Genomic DNA, 16,616 nt, shown 5'->3' with positions numbered 1-16,616 from the left:
CCCTTGTGTTCATAATTATGATTCTGTAGCCGCCTCTTCACCTTTGTCCTGAATTTCTCCATCCCTTATACGCCATTTGCCATTTATCCATGTAATAAAAAACGAGATGGCTCCCAGAATTAACAATACGCCCACTTTATAAAGTGCCTCTTGCCCGCTTAAATCCATAAATATCGCTTTGATTGCAACAATAACAAGCACCACGGAACCGAACCACCGGAACAGCATCTCGCGATAATAAGCTCCCCACAAAATAAGCAGAAGCGAATAGCAGCCCCATGAGACTGACAACGCCAAACCCAAATAATTAGAAGCGGATTCATGCATATATTCCGTAAATATATTTTCAATTTGCCTGGTCAATAATCCACCAACGATGAAATGGGATAACAGTGCATAAACGCGGCTAAGCATCCGGTTTGCTTGATCAGAGAAATGGGGAATAACAAGCTGCCTTGAAAAAAAGAAGCCGAGTGCAGCAAGCACCATCCAAGCAACAGCTCCCCAATTCAAAAATGGGATATACATCCCGAACCACTCGCCGCGCGGAGTGTCCCAAGTTACCGCATACCAATAACATCCGACAACAAACCAGATGGCTAGCGAGCTAATGCTGAGCAGCAGCCAACGCTTCATATGACCGATTGCTCCTGCAATCGCCGCAATGAAGCCCCATAGCAGCACCGTAACTAAAGGCTTTGACTCATAACCTCCTCCAATACTGCTAACCGACACGAGAATCAACAGAAAGCCGCCAAGGAAGAAGACTGCAGAAGAAGGCGTAATCTTGTTTGTTAATAAATAAATAACGAAACCACCGATTAAATAAACGATTCCGATAAAAGCGAGTATGTATCCATAAGCTATTTCACCATTTAAAATGAAAAGCGCCCAAAATCCGAACAAGATGCCGTTCATCGCGTTCACGTACAAGTCCATACCGTCAAAGGATAACTTATTGCTCCATGAAGAGACCATAAGTCCAATTGTATAGAATAGGAAGGCAGCGAGTGCGTATCGAAACGGCATGCTCCAAAAGCCTTCTGTCGATGGATTATAGTGAATAAAATAAACGATATATAACAGCCATGATCCGATGAAACTTACGATACGAAGCTCATGCCAATTCCGTGAGATGCTAAGAAAAAGGAAAGCAACATTCAATACAAGCAGATAAAGAAACAAAGCAAATACTTGATCTGTTTCCGGTCGCATAAGCAGCGGACATAATAGACCGCCCAGCATTGCTATATTCATTAGCAGCCTTGACATGAACTTGTAAGCGTACACTGAAATTCCAATGGTTACTGAACTCATTCCAAGTAAAATGGTCATCGGGTCCCACACCCGATAAAAAATGCCCGCAAAAGAAAAAGTGGCATATAAAATACAAACTCCCAAACCAATCAAGATTTCACAAATCGGATTGCGCGGCATCCGGCTTGCAAGCTTCAAGCCTACAGCGCCCACACCTACTCCACTTAACAAACCAAAACCAATTTTTATCGACTCGGTAATCCAGCCTTGGTCCATTGAATATTTGAACAACGTAATAAAAGCAGCCATGACGAACAATACCCCAAGCAGCGAAGTCCAGTGTCTATTTACCATTTCCTTCATCTCTTTCACCTCCGCACCTACTCTCTACTTATAAATAACCAAGTCAATGTGTTATTGCGCTGAGTTGCTTGGTTTAACTTGTATCAAACGATCGACCAACCTAACAGCCGCATATAGCAAGCAGAATATAGCAAAAGCAATAATTTCCAGCTGAATCAAATACCAAGGCCAAGGACCAAGCATATCAAGCAAGGAGGCTGTTCCGGGTTTTCTCGCCAAAAACATAAAGTTTGTGTTCCCCGTTACCATGTTCGTGATCGCTGCCGGGATAGCCAATACATGCAGCCAAATTTGAGCCCTCACTACAGAACCAAAAGTAGGTCGATAGCGCTCCACAACGACAATAAACAAGGCTGCGCTTATGATTGCGATATGTGCTATAAAAAAATGAAAATAACGAAAATGTGGAAATGCTTCATCTAAATTTGGCGTTAGCAGCGCTTGCAACGCTCCCATACTCCCAAGAAAAAATAAAGCATCATACAGATTTTTCGGATTCCGAAGCAGCACGACCGCACTAACCAAAAGCATTAAGCTGCAAAGCTGGAATGGCAGCGAGCCTACACCCCAGTTATCATTTAGGATGTAAGAAAGCTGAAGCGAGAGCTCACAGCATAACAACAAAATGGCCAGCCCAATCCGTACACTTTTGTTAATTCTCGGCTCACCCATACGCTTCCGGAAAACAATCATACAAACCGTTACGATAACAAGTACCGCCAAACCCCCAAAATGCGCAGCCGAGAACATTTCGAAATCCATCGCTATAGCCCTCCAATCTGTTTTTGTAAGCGATCTTCTAATGTCTATTTTGTGAAAAATGACATAAAAAAAATAGTACCAACTTTACATGGTACTATCCTCGTCTTTATTCTTATGAAATAAGCCCATCTCTTTGGCCTTATTTGCCGCTTCGCGTGATCCGCTTAGATTCAGCTTTTTCAATATATGATTGACATGGTTTTTGACTGTGCGAATCGATACAACCAGCTTGTCGGCAATTTGCGGCTGCGTATATCCCTGATCAATTAAATCGAGCAGCTGCAGCTCCGATGGCGTAATAAGATCGCCTAGCTTCTTCGCCTCGAACTCGCGTTCCATCTGCTTCAGTCGGCGGAATTCCTCACGCATCCGCTCTGCTACAGCTGCATTAATTGGCGATTGACTGCGATAAGCCGATCGTACAGCATCCGGCAAGCTTTCAAAATCAGATTTGATTTGATAATCGATGGCTCCAGCTTGGAAAGATCGAAAGATGAGCTCCTTCTCCTCCATTGACGTAAGCATGATGACCCTAGCTCCGGTTGCTATAGCTGCCTCCTCGGCGAGTAGAACACCCTCCGGCCTTCCTTCAAGCATGATGTCCATCAATACCACATCAGCAGGCACGGATTGCTGTTTCCCTTCAAGCAGCGCTTGTCTAACATCTTCAGCCCTACTGGCAGTCCATACCACTTCAATATCCGGCTCCTTGTTTAAATAGGCGATAAGACCGCGAAGCCAATCACGGTCATCCTCTACGATCCACACCTGGATATTATCCATTTGCTTCTCTCCCCTTCGAAAGATTTACATCTATTTTCGTGGCGTGAACATTTCGTTTCGGAAAAGTCATGTAGACCGAAGTTCCAACACCTGGCACGCTTCGTAAACCTAACATTCCTTTATGCTTGCGCATAACATGGTATGCATAAGGCAGTCCGAGCCCAAAATTTGTGTCGCTGCCGCTTTTTGTCGTATAGAATGGCTCTAATACCTTCGTTATCTCACTTTTATTCATGCCCGGACCCGTATCTCTTATCTCAATAACAAGCTCTCTTTTGGTCTCGCTTAACAGGATAGACAGTACTCCTTTGCCTTGCATAGCCTCCAAAGCGTTAGCTATAATATTGCCTAATGCCTCGCCTACTTGCGCTGGATCGATGCGACAATTCCAGCCCTCGTTTAACATGCTTTGCAGCTTGATATTGCCCAGACTTTGGGCATACCCTTCCATCGTCTTCTCGATAAGCGCTGCGATATCAGTCCCTTCAACACGCAGCACCAAATCCTCTGTTCGGCGATGAACCCGCTGGAGCATTTCCTGCATATGGCGAGACGCGTTCAGCACCGTTTCAACATCCGCTAGCAGCTCTTGCTGATCCGTTTCGATAGCATAAGCCTTCATTTTCTCCGAAAAAAGCCGCATTTTTCCCGCATCGTTTTTGATCGCATGATTAAGAATTGCCGTTCCCGAGGTGACTGCTCTGAGCGTGGAGTCGTACCTGCGGCGATCGATCTTAACCCGTACGCCCATAAAGCCATATGTGAACAACGCAATAACAAATACAGTAACGGCTAAACCAACGATCCAGGTATTATAGACCCACATCCGCAGCATTCCGAAACTTGGAAATACGTAATTCATTATCATACAGAACATGATCGGCGGAAGCACCGTAGAACAGATAATCCAATGCGTGCGAGAAAAAGACGCGTGCAGCTGCCGCTTAAGCAGCACCTGTATCGCCCCATACATAATATAGGGTACCGCCCACCATACGACGATTTTGAACGAGATGGGGTATACCGTTGTATAGAAAGGTGTAAACACAATACATAAAACAATCGGAATTAACAGTAAGAAGGGCAAAAGCTGCTGCAGACGTTTTGGAAGCCGAACCGGTTTGTAGGCAATAGCAAACAGCGCAAAGGAATAGGGCAAGCCGTAGTATGAGGTCAACGAGGAGAACGCTTGCAGGCGGTAAAGCAGCTGCTGCGCTACTTGATTCATTCCTGCTTCCGCTGCAGCTGGCAGCCATTGCATGTCAAGTACGGCAGCAAGCGCACCAGCTCCTCCGCTAAACGCTACAGCGCCTAACCAATGATTAACGGATGCTCGCCGATCGGAGAGCCATATAATGGCTGCAATAGCCCACAAAGCAATAAGAACGAATAGCATAACGCAGCTCCTTCACAACAGCTTTACTCTTTTATTTCAATCGTTATCGGAGACCATTCTCCAATAACAGTCTGGCCATGTACCGATACGCTGCCCTCCGGCGTCAAATCCTTTTCAGTCATAATACCTAAAGCAACGATAAATTGATTGAACTTAACCGGAACGTTTCTCTCTCTCCGCACCTCTTGGCCATTCACATAAAACACAACTTCATCATTTGTGCGGTTATACGTAATTTTGTACGTATTAAACTCCCGTGCTTCAAAATTCGTATCTTCCTTAAATACACAGAAATATCTCGTATTATCCGTCTCAGGCACCTTTACTCCCGGAAAAGGAAGTACGGCATATACACTCGCATATTTGTCATTTCCCGCAAAGAAATCGAGCGCTCCGCCCGTTGTGAAATCAAGCAGATTCAAAGAAACAAAACCATCATAAAGATCATCTTGTGCTGTATTTTGCGTGCGTGCGCGAATTTGAAGCTCGAAGCTGATCTCACCTGACTCAGGCACAAGGACAGGTTCAGCAGAATAATACATATGTTTTGCATTATCAAGAATTTGAATTTGATCGTTCGAGCGGCTAAGTGGCGCTCTTACATATAATAAACCGTTACGTACAATGACAACGGCATTCGGCTCACGGTACTGCCAAAAGGTTCCGTCTTGCAAAGGAAAACCACCGATTTTCCAAACTTCTCCTTCATTTAGAATCGTGTGAAAATCTCCTAAAGTCCATTGCTTCTCCATTTCCATGACCTCTTTCTAAGTTGTATGCTTTAAATAAGCCCTTGAATGATTAAAGTAACGATTAAAATCGCTCCGCATCGCATCGTTGCCTTCAGTGAAGCTGCCATAAGCGGTACATAGGCAGTTGAAGCATTGCTCGAGGATAACCTGCCATAAACCAAATAAAGCGGAATTGCCGTCGGCAAAGCAAGCAGCGCGTAAACGGGCAAAGCATCCGCCGCTACGCAAATGACAAGTGTGATATAGGCGAGAAAAAGCAGAACTCGTGAAAATAAAAGCGCTCTTTTTTCTCCCCAAACCACGACTAATGTTCTCTTCCCTGCTTGTCGGTCCGCCTGCCAGTGCAAGAAATGATGGTTGAACAAAATAAGGGTAGTCAAAAGTCCTATCGGCAGCGATAGCAATAATGCGCGATAATCTAACTGTGACGTTTGTACGAAATACGCACCCACGACAGGCAGTATGCCAAAGGAGATCAAAATCGCCACTTCACTGTAGCCTTTGCCGCGATATCCGAATTGAATCGGTGGAGCTACATAGAAATAAGCGATCAACGCCCCAAGCCCGCCAAATACGAGCACCGGCCAGCCGCTGGTTAAACTAAGTATAACGCCGCAAATCGCCGCAATGCCAAATAATGTCCATGTTACAGCTGCAAAGGTGCGAATGCTCCAAGTCCCTTTTGTTAAATAGCCAGAATTGGTCGCAATTGCACCTTCCGTCGATTGAGCGGCCGAATCCGTACCATTATAATAATCCCATAAATCATTAATCATATTAGAAAATAAATGAGCCGTTCCTGCCCCAACTAAGGTGATGATGAATAAAAAAGGATCGAAAATGCCATTCCAAACAAAAGCCCCAAGCGCACCTAACGCTACAGGAATAAGCATAACAGGAATAACTCTTAGCCTGGATGCTTTCATAAATTGTTCAAACATAAGATGCCACTGCCCTCTCTGATGTCGATCGTTCAATTGAACCACTTCCATTTGCTTTACGTCAACTCATGGATTTAAAATGGCTCAGTTTCTGAACTTGTTTAAGCTTCTGTTTGAGCAGCTCTGTGCAATAATGATTATGATTTCTCTGGTCAAAAGCACTCGCCAACTGCTCGGTATCCCTTACAATCATCTCGTACGTAATATCACTGCTAACATTTAGTTTTCTCCGACGTTTATTCGCCTGCCACATCTGAAGAAATGCTCTCGCTGAGATCATATACAAGAAACGATCCCATCCTACTTTTGTATCCAGTGCATATTGGACTGTTTGCTCAAACCATTTGGCGGCTTTATGAATATCCTTTGCTGTGTAATAAGCAAGGAAGCTGCCGTATTCACTTAAGTAACCGGGGCCCTTTAACAACCTTGCACCCTTCTTTGCCATTTTAACAGCCTCTTCCGCTTGTTCCGTCTCAAGCAGCGGGAGAAGCAAATGGCTGTATGTATTTTGGGGAATAGATTTGCAAGTCATGAGGCCGTCCATAATAGGCTTCATCAATTGCAATCCGCGCCGGTATCTCCCAGCTGTAAAATGATAGTAGCCAAAGCCATTTTGCTCGCAGGCGCTGCAATCTGACATACCGTCCCTTGGTGTTTTGCGCCATAGCTCATAATTGGCTTGAGCTGCTGCTTGATCACCTCGAGAAAGCGCGTACCGATGAAGACATTGATAATAAGGGCGCAGGCTGTGACCGTATTGTAAGCATTTCACCTTAAAATCATTAAAAATGGAAGTGATTTGAGCTTCTCCAAATTGCGGAAACCGCCAAATTTGATTAATAAACCATTTATAATGCCAAATGATAGAGAAGCTTGAATAGGCAGCAGGGTCTTTTTCAAACTGAGCTAAGCACCAGGCAAACGTAACAAGAAACCTTTCTTGGTACCCCGAGTCAAGTGCCGCCTCAGAATAAGACATTCGGGCGTAATAAGAATCTTCCTTCGTCATATACAAATCAGCTATTCGGATCGCTTCTTCAAGAACCGCTAGCTTCTGTTTCCCCTGCGGCAAACCCCAAGCCTCGGATTGCAATAGATCATATCTCTGCATCATAACTTCCGATCACCAGCCTGACTGAGCCCGATTTCAAGCACCTGCATAAACGAATGGTTCATTAATTTGAGCTCTTCGGGGCCGAGTGGATACTGGCCAAGCAGCAAGGCCTGCGTATAAACGGTCTCTATGCATAGTTTCTGCATATCCGCATTCTGACAAGTCATTGCCCTCTGTATAAGCAGGTTATTAAAGTTATAGCAAATAGTCGCAAAAGGAACTTCATACAGCTCATGGATGACAATATCTACAATGTCTGCGAACAAATCATTTGCTGCATCCTTCGTTTGCTCTGCCATTCGCAGAAAGTTCACTTCATTATTCGTATTATAAAGTGCCGCTAAATCGACTGGTTCAAAACGTTTCACTACACTCCTGCATTGAAACGGGGCTAGCAGTTGATCTGAGAGTTCCAGAAAAGACTGAACGCTTTTATGCTCAGCGGATGTGATCGATTGGAAAAAGTTCGAGAAATTAATCGGATCCAGAACTAACGCCTCGATATTCTCATCCAGCTCGGACAGCTTGCGAACAAGTTCAAAATCATGGACATAACCGCCATTGATAACCATTACATTTTGCGCTTTGGCAACGCGTGCCACTTGACGGAATTCATCAAGCGTAGAAGATACAACGATACGCATGTCCTGTGCCAATATATCACCCATCTTCATCATCCCAAATGAAGTCTCAAAGGACAAGAAACGGATAAACAAGCGATAGAGCTCATCATCTTCGGCAGCCATTGCTTTAATGGAAGCAGAGTGAATAATAATAATTTTCCCGAATAACTCAGGGTTTGATTCTGAAAGATGAATCATATGTTGTTTAATATTTAAACCGATTTCATCCTTTACCGTATGAAAAAGCTCATTTTCCATAAACGACTCGCGAGACGCTGTTGGTCGAAGACCGTTCGTATTCATGATGCACGTAACAAAAAAAGCCCAATCTGGAAGCATGTTATGGACTTGGTCTGACAGCAGCATTCGCTTCGCATACACCTTATGTTTTTTCTCTGCTTGCAGGCTAACAGCATGAGGAAGAATATAGGCGACCCCCTCAAGCTCACCAATAACCGACTTTAACGGTATCGCATCCAGGAAGGTTTGATACATGTGATTTTCTCCATATGTCAAAGCATCTTTTGTATTCATGGACCACGGAGGAGTATCCTCGTTAATAATCACATCTGTTTTTCCTTCGGATAAATGGATCGGAACGGGCAGGAACTGGCCGTAGTGACTCATTAATTCCATAACACGATCCCATTCGTAATAGTCCTCATAACCTTCCTTGCATGTTAAAAATACGGTTGTTCCGATTGGGGCATCCTTCTCAAGCTTCCGAATCGTGTACGTGCCATCTGGCCGCCCACGCCATTCTAGAGTATCTCCTTCCAGTGCGGAACGTGTAATGACAACGATCTCGCCGCTCACAACGAAGCAGGAGAGCAAGCCTACGCCAAATTGTCCAATATAGTCATCCGATGAATCCAAATCCTCTCGCTTAGAGGTGCTGCCGATTTGGGCCAAAAAAAGCTGTATTTCGGATTGGGACAAGCCTATCCCATTATCGTGAACGGCAATCGTTCGAGAACCGTAAATTTCAACCGTTACGCGTGCATCAAAGCGGTGTCCCAGCCGTTTGCGAGCTGTAATCGCATCGACGCCATTTTGCAGCAATTCCCTCATGAACACGCCTGGGCTTGAATACAAATGCTTCGAGAGAAGCTCTATCATCCCTTGTAAATTAACTTGAAAATTCATATCGCTCATATTGTCTCCCATAGTGGATCTGTCATGTATTCGTCTATTCCATTCATTGATTCGGCATGATATACGCTTATCCTTCTTTATCTACACAAAGAAGCAGGCAGCCTCCTAATGATACGGATGCTGCCTGCTCTCACTTCACTGTTTATTCCCCCTTACACTTTGAAAACAGAAGCTTTCTCCTTCAAATCTTGGGAGGAAAGAGATAATTTCTCCGCAAGCGTGCGCAAATCATCGGAAATATCATTTTGCTTAACAGAAAGCTCGCTCATATGCTCCATTTTGCCATTCACATCCGATGATGTAGTCAGCAGCTTGTCTACCGCGGATACGATGTGTGTCATGCCGGTTGTAATTTCACTAATGGCAGTGGAGATTTCGCTCACTTGGTCTGACAGCATGCTGCTCTGCGATTCTAGCGCTTGGAACGTGCTGCTTGCCGTTTCCGAGGCTTGACGCGTCGTGTTAATGACACTAGCGAAGCTTCCTATCGTACGGCTGCTTGCTGCTACGTCGGTTTGGATAAGTGTCAGTTCCTTCGTAATCTGCTTCGAGATCATATTAGTCTGACTGGATAATTTCCGAATTTCATCCGCAACGACCGCGAAACCTCTGCCATGCTCACCCGCTCTTGCCGACTCAATGGATGCATTCAGTGACAATAAATTTGTCTGTGTATTTAAATCCTGGATACCATTCAAAAACTTAGAGACATTGTTATATCGTTCATTCATCGTTTCAAAAGCTTCAGTCAGCTTTGTAAACTGGTCCACTGTTTCATTTACCATCAGAACAACGCCAGCCATCTGCTGCGTGCCGTTATGAGAGGATTGCTTCATATTTTGCATATCATTGTTTATATACTCACTCGAAGCTGCAATTTGCTCAGAGCTCGCAGAGATTTGTTCCGTAACTGCCGAAATGGATGAAGCATCGTCATATTGTGATAGTAAAATTTTTCTGCCGAGTTCAACCTGTCCGTTCACATCCTCCGATGCTTTTCGGTTGATTCCAATCATTTTATCCATATTATTTGATACATGAAGTACCGATTCGCTCACTTCAAGCGTAGCTTTAATCGTATCTCTCAGCTGATCGCCCATATTGGCCAAGGCCTGGTCGATATCGCCGAATTCGTCGGAGCGAACGAGTTTTTCTTGATTTGTAAAATCATTATTGCCATATAGCTTAATTCTTTTCGTAATGCCTACAAGACCTGTTCTGATCGATTGTGAAATACCAAAAATCATAATGGCAGGCAGTAGAGCGAGCAAAATGACATTAATAAGCACAATAAGGTTGGCACTAGATATGTCTCTATCTAAAAGCTTCTGCGTCGAGTTGGCATCTTCGGTTAAGCGCTCGTTCATCATATCGTTCGAATAGCTCAGAATGACGGTATATACGCTAATTAGATTGCTTATGCGGAGCGATTTCTCATCTGAAGACAATCCTGAGACATCGGTATCCGTCTTGTTCAAGTTTTCTAATGCAAGCTTAAGAACACCGATCTGATTCGCATATAAAGGAACATCTTCCGTTGCCGGCGGATATTTCTTATCCATTTCAATAAGCTGAGTCTCTAGTTCATCAATGTTAGCGGGCAATGATTCCAAATCCTTCATAATAAGCGTCGCATCGCTTTTGCCGTTTTCAATCGCATCAACCATAAGCAGCATCCCTTTTAACAATCGATTAGAGATACTCTGATAATTGCGCTCAGTACGCTGCAATTCTTCTGAATCCGCGACCGAGCTTGCTACCGAATGATTCTGAAAATAAATCAAAACGCCAGAACCTACATTAAAAAGTGTGATGATTGCGGTAACAAGCATTAATTTGCTCGTTATTTTTTTTAAACTCCATTGCTTTAACAGTTTGTTTGCTCTCTCTAGCCTATCCTTTAAAACCATGTTGCTTGCTCTCTCCTCTGTCTCCTGAAAACAAAAAAAGCTATCCAGCCACAGGAGGCGGACAGCTTATTTAGCTCATTATCCTTCCGGCGGTCTGGCAGCCATAGTGCGTACACATTAGGCCCATAACTTTGCGTCCTTGTCTTTCGACAAGTTTGCCTTTTTCAGTTTTGTCTATTTTTGTATTTACAACTTAAACCAGTATAGGACTATTTAGCGAATCTGTCATCCCTTAGAACTATGATCATTCTGTGGCTAGGAATAAGGTTGCATTGCAATAACGCCGCGCTAACGAATGAAAATAGGAAGTTTGAATCGAAATAACCGCTACGAGCAAAATATTTCGCACCGCTTCCCATTGCTTTTCCGTTAAATTCGGCAATCTGCTTGCAAATTGATTCGCTGAAGAGCGAATCACATGTTCAGTCAATAAATCTTGATGCGGGTTTTCCTTCAAATGACCGGAAATATCGAGCAGTTGATCGTTATTGGCGTCGAGCTCCTCAAACATACTGGTATAAGACGCATATAATTCAATAGGCCCAACTAAATCGTCTGATTCATCCTCTGGCTTTTTGAATACAATCTCAAAAAGCTTGCGTATGGATTCAAAATCAAGATTTGACTTTAAATCATCAATAATGAACAATAACGCAGCTTGGTTCAGAGAATATTTTTTTCCAGCCTTCGGACAATCGAAATAAGGTTTAAAATCTCGCTTTACCCAATTTTGCATGGAGGTAATCGACAGATTCGAATATTCGATTAGTTGGCCTAACGCAGCAATTTCATGAAGTGAAAAGCCCTTCAACTCATTGCCTTTGATTAGCTTCTCAATAATTGGAGGCAGCAGCGTAGATAGAAATGCAGGCAATCCTGTGCCTTTCTCCAAATCAAATTGATGCGTTTTGGTCCATGCGGCTTGCAGCACTTGCAACGGCTTCAAATTATGCTTTCCGTCCAAAGCTAGCAGCAAGCAAGCCATCTCTTTTCGAGTAAGCGTAAAGGACTCCATATCGCTTCCTCCTCGCGCATTCGTCTTACATTCCTATATTACAAGTTCATATGAACTCATCATATGCCGGAGAATGACGCTTGTAAAGGCTCGAAAATCAATGAGAATAAGCCTTTCCATCTCGTTAAATCGCTTTTAAAGCGCATATAAGGCTGTTACCGTTGCAAATGGCGTTTGTCATATCATGTAATCATTCGTTATAGTAGATCATAAGAAAAAAAAATATAAACATAAAAGGGTAGTGAAAAACGAAAATGGGTATAGGATTCAATTTATTCATGATTGCTCTTCTTATTTTATTAACTGCTTTTTTCGTCGCAACGGAGTTCGCCATCATCAGACTTCGCTCCAGTCGGATCGATCAGTTAGTGCTTGAGGGCCGGAAGAACGCACTTGCCGTTCAACGGGTTACGAGTAATCTGGATGCCTACTTGTCAGCCTGTCAATTAGGTATTACTATTACAGCGCTCGGGCTGGGCTGGCTGGGAGAACCGACAGTTGAAAAAATGCTTTTACCCTTGTTTGAACGTTTTGCTATTAACGATGACATCAGTCATATTCTATCCTTTTTAATCGCATTTATTTCAGTAACATTCCTGCATGTAGTTGTCGGTGAGCTCGCACCAAAAACGTGGGCGATCCAAAAAGCTGAATTTATTAGCTTCTTAACAGCAAAACCGATTATTTTATTCCACAAAATCTTATATCCTTTCATTTGGTTGCTTAATGGCTCGGCTAACGCACTCGTTCGCTTGTTCGGTTTAAAGCCTGCTACAGAGCATGAAGAAGCGCATTCGGAAGAAGAAATTCAAATTATTCTTAACGAGAGCTACCAAAGCGGAAAGATTAACAATACAGAATACGGTTATGTAAGCCGCATATTCGCATTTGACGAATTGCTGGCCAAAGAAATCATGGTGCCCCGCACCGATATGATTTGCTTATACACAAACAAATCATTAGCAGAGAACATGGAAATTATTCGTAAGGAACAATATACACGTTTCCCTGTCGCACTTGAGAGCAAGGATAACATTGTCGGCATGATAAATACGAAGCAGCTTTTCCTAGAGTATGAATCAGATCGTGATTTGGATTTCAAAAAGCTTGTTCATCCTGTACTGAGTGTATCCGAGGTTACGCCAGTCAAAATGCTATTAAAGCGGATGCAATTAGAACGTGTTCACATCGCCATTCTCGTCGATGAATATGGCGGTACTTCCGGTCTAATTACGATTGAAGATATTTTGGAAGAAATCGTCGGTGAAATACGAGATGAATTTGATGCTGACGAACGTAAGGAAATCGAACAACTGGCGGACAATTGCTACCTTCTCGACGGTAAAGTATCGCTAAGTGAGCTGAGTGATCTAACCGGCATGAACTTCGAGGAAGAGGATGTTGATACGGTCGGCGGCTGGTTGTACAGTCAAGTGACTGATCCAAAGCCAGGCAAAGAGCATTTTTACGAAAAGTATAAATTTATCATCCGTGAGACAAGCAAAAACCGAATTCGCAAGGTCGAGATGCTGATTCAGCATAATGAAGTGGCCGTTGAAGGCGAAACTGCATAACCATCGTTTAACAAGAAAGAAGCAGCCATTGCTCATTGCATAGGCTGCTTCTTTCTTATGATGTCTCTATAGCAGGCTGAATATATGAACTATACGATCATACATCCACTCATCCGTATGAGCTATCGCTTCTTCCACCGTGCAAGGCCCCGGCACGAGCGAGAAGCATGCATGCAAACCGAGCTCCAACGTGTAGGATGCACTTGCGTCAATCGACCCGCAAACGGCTATAACAGGGATATGCTTCAGCCCAACTGCCTCGCATACAGCCTTGATCACCTTGCCGGAACCGGTTTGACGATCTAATCTTCCCTCGCCCGTCAAAATCCAATCAGCGCCCTGTATATGCTCATCAAATCCGATCCTGTCCATCACAAGTCTTGCTCCAGCGTGCATATTGGCTTCAAAAAAAGCTAAAAGTGCGGCACCTGTTCCTCCAGCTGCTCCGCTGCCGGGCAGGTTCGCCACATCCACCCCCGTATGCTTGTATATAGCTGCAGCAAAATGAAATAACGCATGATCAAGCTGAGCTGCTGCTTCAGGTGATGCTCCCTTCTGCGGACCGTAAACAACAGATGCTCCATGCTCCCCGCATAATGGGTTTCGCACATCTCCTGCGATGATGAAATTGCTCTCCCGAATACTCGAATGGAAGCCAGCAGCATCAATCGATGCAAGCTTCGACAAATGAACGCCACCCTGCGGCAATTCGGCTCCACTTTCATCTAATAACTTCATTCCGAGCGCCTGAAGCATGCCCGAGCCGGCATCATTAGTAGCACTGCCTCCTAAGCAAATAACAAAATGACGATAACCAAAGTCGAGCGCATGCCGAATCAATTCACCGGTGCCGAATGTTGAAGCATAAAGAGGATTTTTTTCCTCGCTTTTTAGCAAAACAAGACCCGATGCTTCAGCAAGCTCAATGACCGCGGTTTGACCATCCCCCATTACGCCATATCTTGCATGGATGATCCGATTCATTGGGTCGTGGACAGGTACAACGACAAAGCTCCCGCCAGTAGCTCGCACCAAAATCTCCATCGTACCTTCACCGCCATCCGCCATTGGGAGTTGTACGATTTCAGCATGCGGATGTACTTTACGAATGCCTTCTTCCATTACGCTTGCTATTTGCAAAGCGCTTCTAGATCCTTTAAAGGAATCCGGTGCAATTACAATTTTCACCCTACTCATCCTTTCAGAAAAAAAATAAAAAAACACTTGCAATTATTTCTGTTTATATGCGATAATACATCTTGTGTTTAGCGAATATATCTTGCCGTTGTAGCTCAACTGGTAGAGCAACTGACTTGTAATCAGTAGGTTGGGGGTTCAAGTCCTCTCGACGGCACCATCTTTTCTCGGGACGTAGCTCAGCTTGGTAGAGCACCTGGTTTGGGACCAGGGGGTCGCATGTTCAAATCGTGTCGTCCCGACCATCCTAAACATAAAGACTTGTAATATACATATAAGAAAGAAGCTTGAGCAATCAAGCTTCTTTTCTTTTATATTTGCTCTCCCAAATCTCGCAACAACTCAGCAAGCTCCTCAAACCCAGAATCTAACGCGTAATCCTCTGCGGTAAATCCCGTTTCGTCAACTTTCATCGGATCAGCCCCTGCTTTTAGCAATAATTCCGCTGACTCCATGTCACCATTCCTTGCTGCTGTCATTAGTGGCGTCCATACGGTACTATCTTGTAAATTAGGGTTAGCTCCTTCTTCTAGCAATAGCGCAACCATCTCTATGCTTTCATTATATAACGCAATCGTTAATGCCGTTTCTTCATAACTCTGCTCTACTGAATCCAACTGTGCACCCGCTTCTATTAATGATGAACCGATTGCTGTTTCATTAAGTTGGGCTGCCCACATGAGTGCTGTCCAGCCTTCTTCGTCAGCTGCATTTGGATTTACTCCAGCATCAAGCAGCGATTGAACGAGCTCCAAATCAGCTTCTGAGGCTGCACCAAGCAATTTATCACCAGGCGGTGGATCTCCAAGAGAAGTCATAAAGGTATCGATCGATTTCGAGAAGATCACTCCGATTGAAATAGAGCCTCCTACTACAAGAAAAACAACTAAAGCGATGACTAGTCCTATCCGCGACGACGTCGACTTAAAGACGATACTCGATGAGATGCCTGCAAACTGCTGAATGGCATGAATACGTTTCGGTAATGGCGGGTGGGTCGAAAGCTTCTCCGCTAGCCATACAAAAAGACCTCTCTCATAACTGCTCTGCAGTAAATATTCCTCACGGTCTACACGTTTATAGAGTGTTTTACCGATCGCTAATATCGTTAAACCATTCATAGCGGCTTCGGCATCATTGGTGTAATAAGCAGCCATACGGTCGCATGTATATTCGCAAGCTCGTGAGTAAGCCTCGCCAAGAAATGGAAGCCATAATGCCGGTATTATTAGCAGCTGCTTCGACAAGTGATTTCGTTTGATGTGGGCAAGCTCATGAGTAATCACATAGGTAAGTTCCTTCTCTCCACCCATCTGAATCATTTCGAACAGGTCGGAATAAAGCACCACCATATTTCGGCCAAAAAAGCGCGAAGCAAACGCATTTAATATACCGCTCGACTCCATGACATATAGATCCGGTACAACAGTAAAGCCCATCCGCTCGCACTGCTCTTGTGCTATTGCAAACACTTCTGGAAATTGTCTCGGTGTTATTCGGACGCCATTCGTTCGAATGCTTGCCATCATAACCGCTTGAGCAAACAAGGGCAGAAGTATAAGAATCGGTATGATGAACATAAAAATAATAGAAAAAAACAGTCCCAAATAAACTAAAACACTAAAAATGAGCGCAAGTACAAAGTAACGATTCTCTTTCTTATGTACAAGTGACGTTTCCAAATCAATCGAATTCAATGAATGGCATCCCCTTCAAAAATAATACCCACATTATACACGAATTCCCAAAGTTATTATATAACCTCCTCCAG

13 protein-coding genes, 2 tRNA genes and 1 riboswitch are annotated in these 16,616 nt (G+C 43.9%); of the genes, 3 read left to right on the top strand and 12 right to left on the bottom strand.

Translation table 11 applies throughout. The features are described 5' to 3' along the window. Window positions 1-15 precede the first annotated feature (15 nt). From AC787_RS26475 to AC787_RS26430, 10 genes are all read right to left on the bottom strand, one after another. Window positions 16-1,620: a DUF2339 domain-containing protein gene (locus tag AC787_RS26475; RefSeq protein WP_054027935.1), complete on the bottom strand. Its 1,605-nt coding sequence runs from the start codon at window positions 1,618-1,620 to the stop codon at window positions 16-18. 51 nt (window positions 1,621-1,671) lie between these two features. Then, a complete protein-coding gene (locus tag AC787_RS26470; protein WP_054027934.1) occupies window positions 1,672-2,382 on the bottom strand; it encodes a TIGR02206 family membrane protein in 711 nt (236 codons plus the stop codon). 84 nt (window positions 2,383-2,466) lie between these two features. Next, a complete protein-coding gene (locus AC787_RS26465; RefSeq protein WP_054027933.1) occupies window positions 2,467-3,165 on the bottom strand; it encodes a response regulator transcription factor in 699 nt (232 codons plus the stop codon). Next, the gene (locus tag AC787_RS26460; RefSeq protein WP_054027932.1) at window positions 3,158-4,561 is read right to left on the bottom strand and encodes a sensor histidine kinase; all 1,404 of its coding nucleotides are present in this window, start codon (window positions 4,559-4,561) and stop codon (window positions 3,158-3,160) included. Before AC787_RS26460 ends, AC787_RS26465 begins: the two co-directional genes overlap by 8 nt. A gap of 23 nt (window positions 4,562-4,584) precedes the next feature. Further along, window positions 4,585-5,313 carry a DUF6081 family protein gene (locus AC787_RS26455; RefSeq protein WP_054027931.1) on the bottom strand — a complete coding sequence of 243 codons (729 nt, stop codon included), beginning with the start codon at window positions 5,311-5,313 and terminating at the stop codon, window positions 4,585-4,587. A 29-nt stretch (window positions 5,314-5,342) separates the two neighbouring features. Further along, on the bottom strand, window positions 5,343-6,254 hold the full coding sequence (locus AC787_RS26450) for a prenyltransferase (protein ID WP_054027930.1): 912 nt from the start codon (window positions 6,252-6,254) through the stop codon (window positions 5,343-5,345). A gap of 61 nt (window positions 6,255-6,315) precedes the next feature. After that, window positions 6,316-7,371: a hypothetical protein gene (locus AC787_RS26445; protein ID WP_054027929.1), complete on the bottom strand. Its 1,056-nt coding sequence runs from the start codon at window positions 7,369-7,371 to the stop codon at window positions 6,316-6,318. Then, the gene (locus AC787_RS26440; protein ID WP_063847674.1) at window positions 7,368-9,149 is read right to left on the bottom strand and encodes an HSP90 family protein; all 1,782 of its coding nucleotides are present in this window, start codon (window positions 9,147-9,149) and stop codon (window positions 7,368-7,370) included. The genes AC787_RS26445 and AC787_RS26440 overlap by 4 nt, the downstream gene beginning before the upstream one ends. A 152-nt stretch (window positions 9,150-9,301) precedes the next feature. Continuing rightward, window positions 9,302-9,880: a methyl-accepting chemotaxis protein gene (locus tag AC787_RS35450; RefSeq protein ID WP_414731007.1), complete on the bottom strand. Its 579-nt coding sequence runs from the start codon at window positions 9,878-9,880 to the stop codon at window positions 9,302-9,304. A 1,264-nt stretch (window positions 9,881-11,144) separates the two neighbouring features. Continuing rightward, window positions 11,145-11,229, bottom strand: a riboswitch (cyclic di-GMP riboswitch). Window positions 11,230-11,303: 74 nt separating this feature from the next. Continuing rightward, complete coding sequence (locus tag AC787_RS26430) at window positions 11,304-12,074, bottom strand: DUF1836 domain-containing protein (RefSeq protein WP_054027927.1); 771 nt, start codon at window positions 12,072-12,074, stop codon at window positions 11,304-11,306. A gap of 254 nt (window positions 12,075-12,328) precedes the next feature. Here AC787_RS26430 and AC787_RS26425 point away from each other — a divergent pair, with 254 nt between their 5' ends. Beyond that, a complete protein-coding gene (locus AC787_RS26425; protein ID WP_054027926.1) occupies window positions 12,329-13,648 on the top strand; it encodes a hemolysin family protein in 1,320 nt (439 codons plus the stop codon). Window positions 13,649-13,714: 66 nt separating this feature from the next. Here AC787_RS26425 and AC787_RS26420 read toward each other — a convergent pair whose 3' ends face one another. After that, window positions 13,715-14,836, bottom strand: a complete 1,122-nt coding sequence (locus tag AC787_RS26420; RefSeq protein WP_054027925.1) for a glycerate kinase — start codon at window positions 14,834-14,836, stop codon at window positions 13,715-13,717. Window positions 14,837-14,929: 93 nt separating this feature from the next. On the opposite strand from AC787_RS26420, the gene AC787_RS26415 reads away from it, so the two are divergent. Together AC787_RS26415 and AC787_RS26410 are read left to right on the top strand one after the other, a co-directional pair. Beyond that, a tRNA-Thr gene (locus tag AC787_RS26415) sits at window positions 14,930-15,005 on the top strand. 8 nt (window positions 15,006-15,013) lie between these two features. Beyond that, window positions 15,014-15,090: transfer RNA gene (locus AC787_RS26410), tRNA-Pro, on the top strand. 66 nt (window positions 15,091-15,156) lie between these two features. Here the strand turns inward: AC787_RS26410 and AC787_RS26405 are convergent. Continuing rightward, entirely contained in the window at window positions 15,157-16,542 is a 1,386-nt protein-coding gene (locus AC787_RS26405; protein ID WP_054027924.1) for a M48 family metallopeptidase, read from the bottom strand. Window positions 16,543-16,616 lie beyond the last annotated feature (74 nt).

Source organism: Bacillus sp. FJAT-28004, from assembly GCF_001280845.1.
GTDB lineage: Bacteria > Bacillota > Bacilli > Paenibacillales > Paenibacillaceae > Pristimantibacillus.
Note: the sequence above shows the minus strand (reverse complement) of the source record. Positions and strands in the feature narration are given on the sequence as shown.

Coding starts and splice junctions, on each gene's coding strand:
- AC787_RS26475 (WP_054027935.1), bottom strand. CDS start 1,620: ATGAAGGAAATGGTAAATAGACACTGGACTTCGCTGCTTGGGGTATTG.
- AC787_RS26470 (WP_054027934.1), bottom strand. CDS start 2,382: ATGGATTTCGAAATGTTCTCGGCTGCGCATTTTGGGGGTTTGGCGGTA.
- AC787_RS26465 (WP_054027933.1), bottom strand. CDS start 3,165: ATGGATAATATCCAGGTGTGGATCGTAGAGGATGACCGTGATTGGCTT.
- AC787_RS26460 (WP_054027932.1), bottom strand. CDS start 4,561: ATGCTATTCGTTCTTATTGCTTTGTGGGCTATTGCAGCCATTATATGG.
- AC787_RS26455 (WP_054027931.1), bottom strand. CDS start 5,313: ATGGAGAAGCAATGGACTTTAGGAGATTTTCACACGATTCTAAATGAA.
- AC787_RS26450 (WP_054027930.1), bottom strand. CDS start 6,254: ATGTTTGAACAATTTATGAAAGCATCCAGGCTAAGAGTTATTCCTGTT.
- AC787_RS26445 (WP_054027929.1), bottom strand. CDS start 7,371: ATGATGCAGAGATATGATCTATTGCAATCCGAGGCTTGGGGTTTGCCG.
- AC787_RS26440 (WP_063847674.1), bottom strand. CDS start 9,149: ATGAGCGATATGAATTTTCAAGTTAATTTACAAGGGATGATAGAGCTT.
- AC787_RS35450 (WP_414731007.1), bottom strand. CDS start 9,880: ATGAATGAACGATATAACAATGTCTCTAAGTTTTTGAATGGTATCCAG.
- AC787_RS26430 (WP_054027927.1), bottom strand. CDS start 12,074: ATGGAGTCCTTTACGCTTACTCGAAAAGAGATGGCTTGCTTGCTGCTA.
- AC787_RS26425 (WP_054027926.1), top strand. CDS start 12,329: ATGGGTATAGGATTCAATTTATTCATGATTGCTCTTCTTATTTTATTA.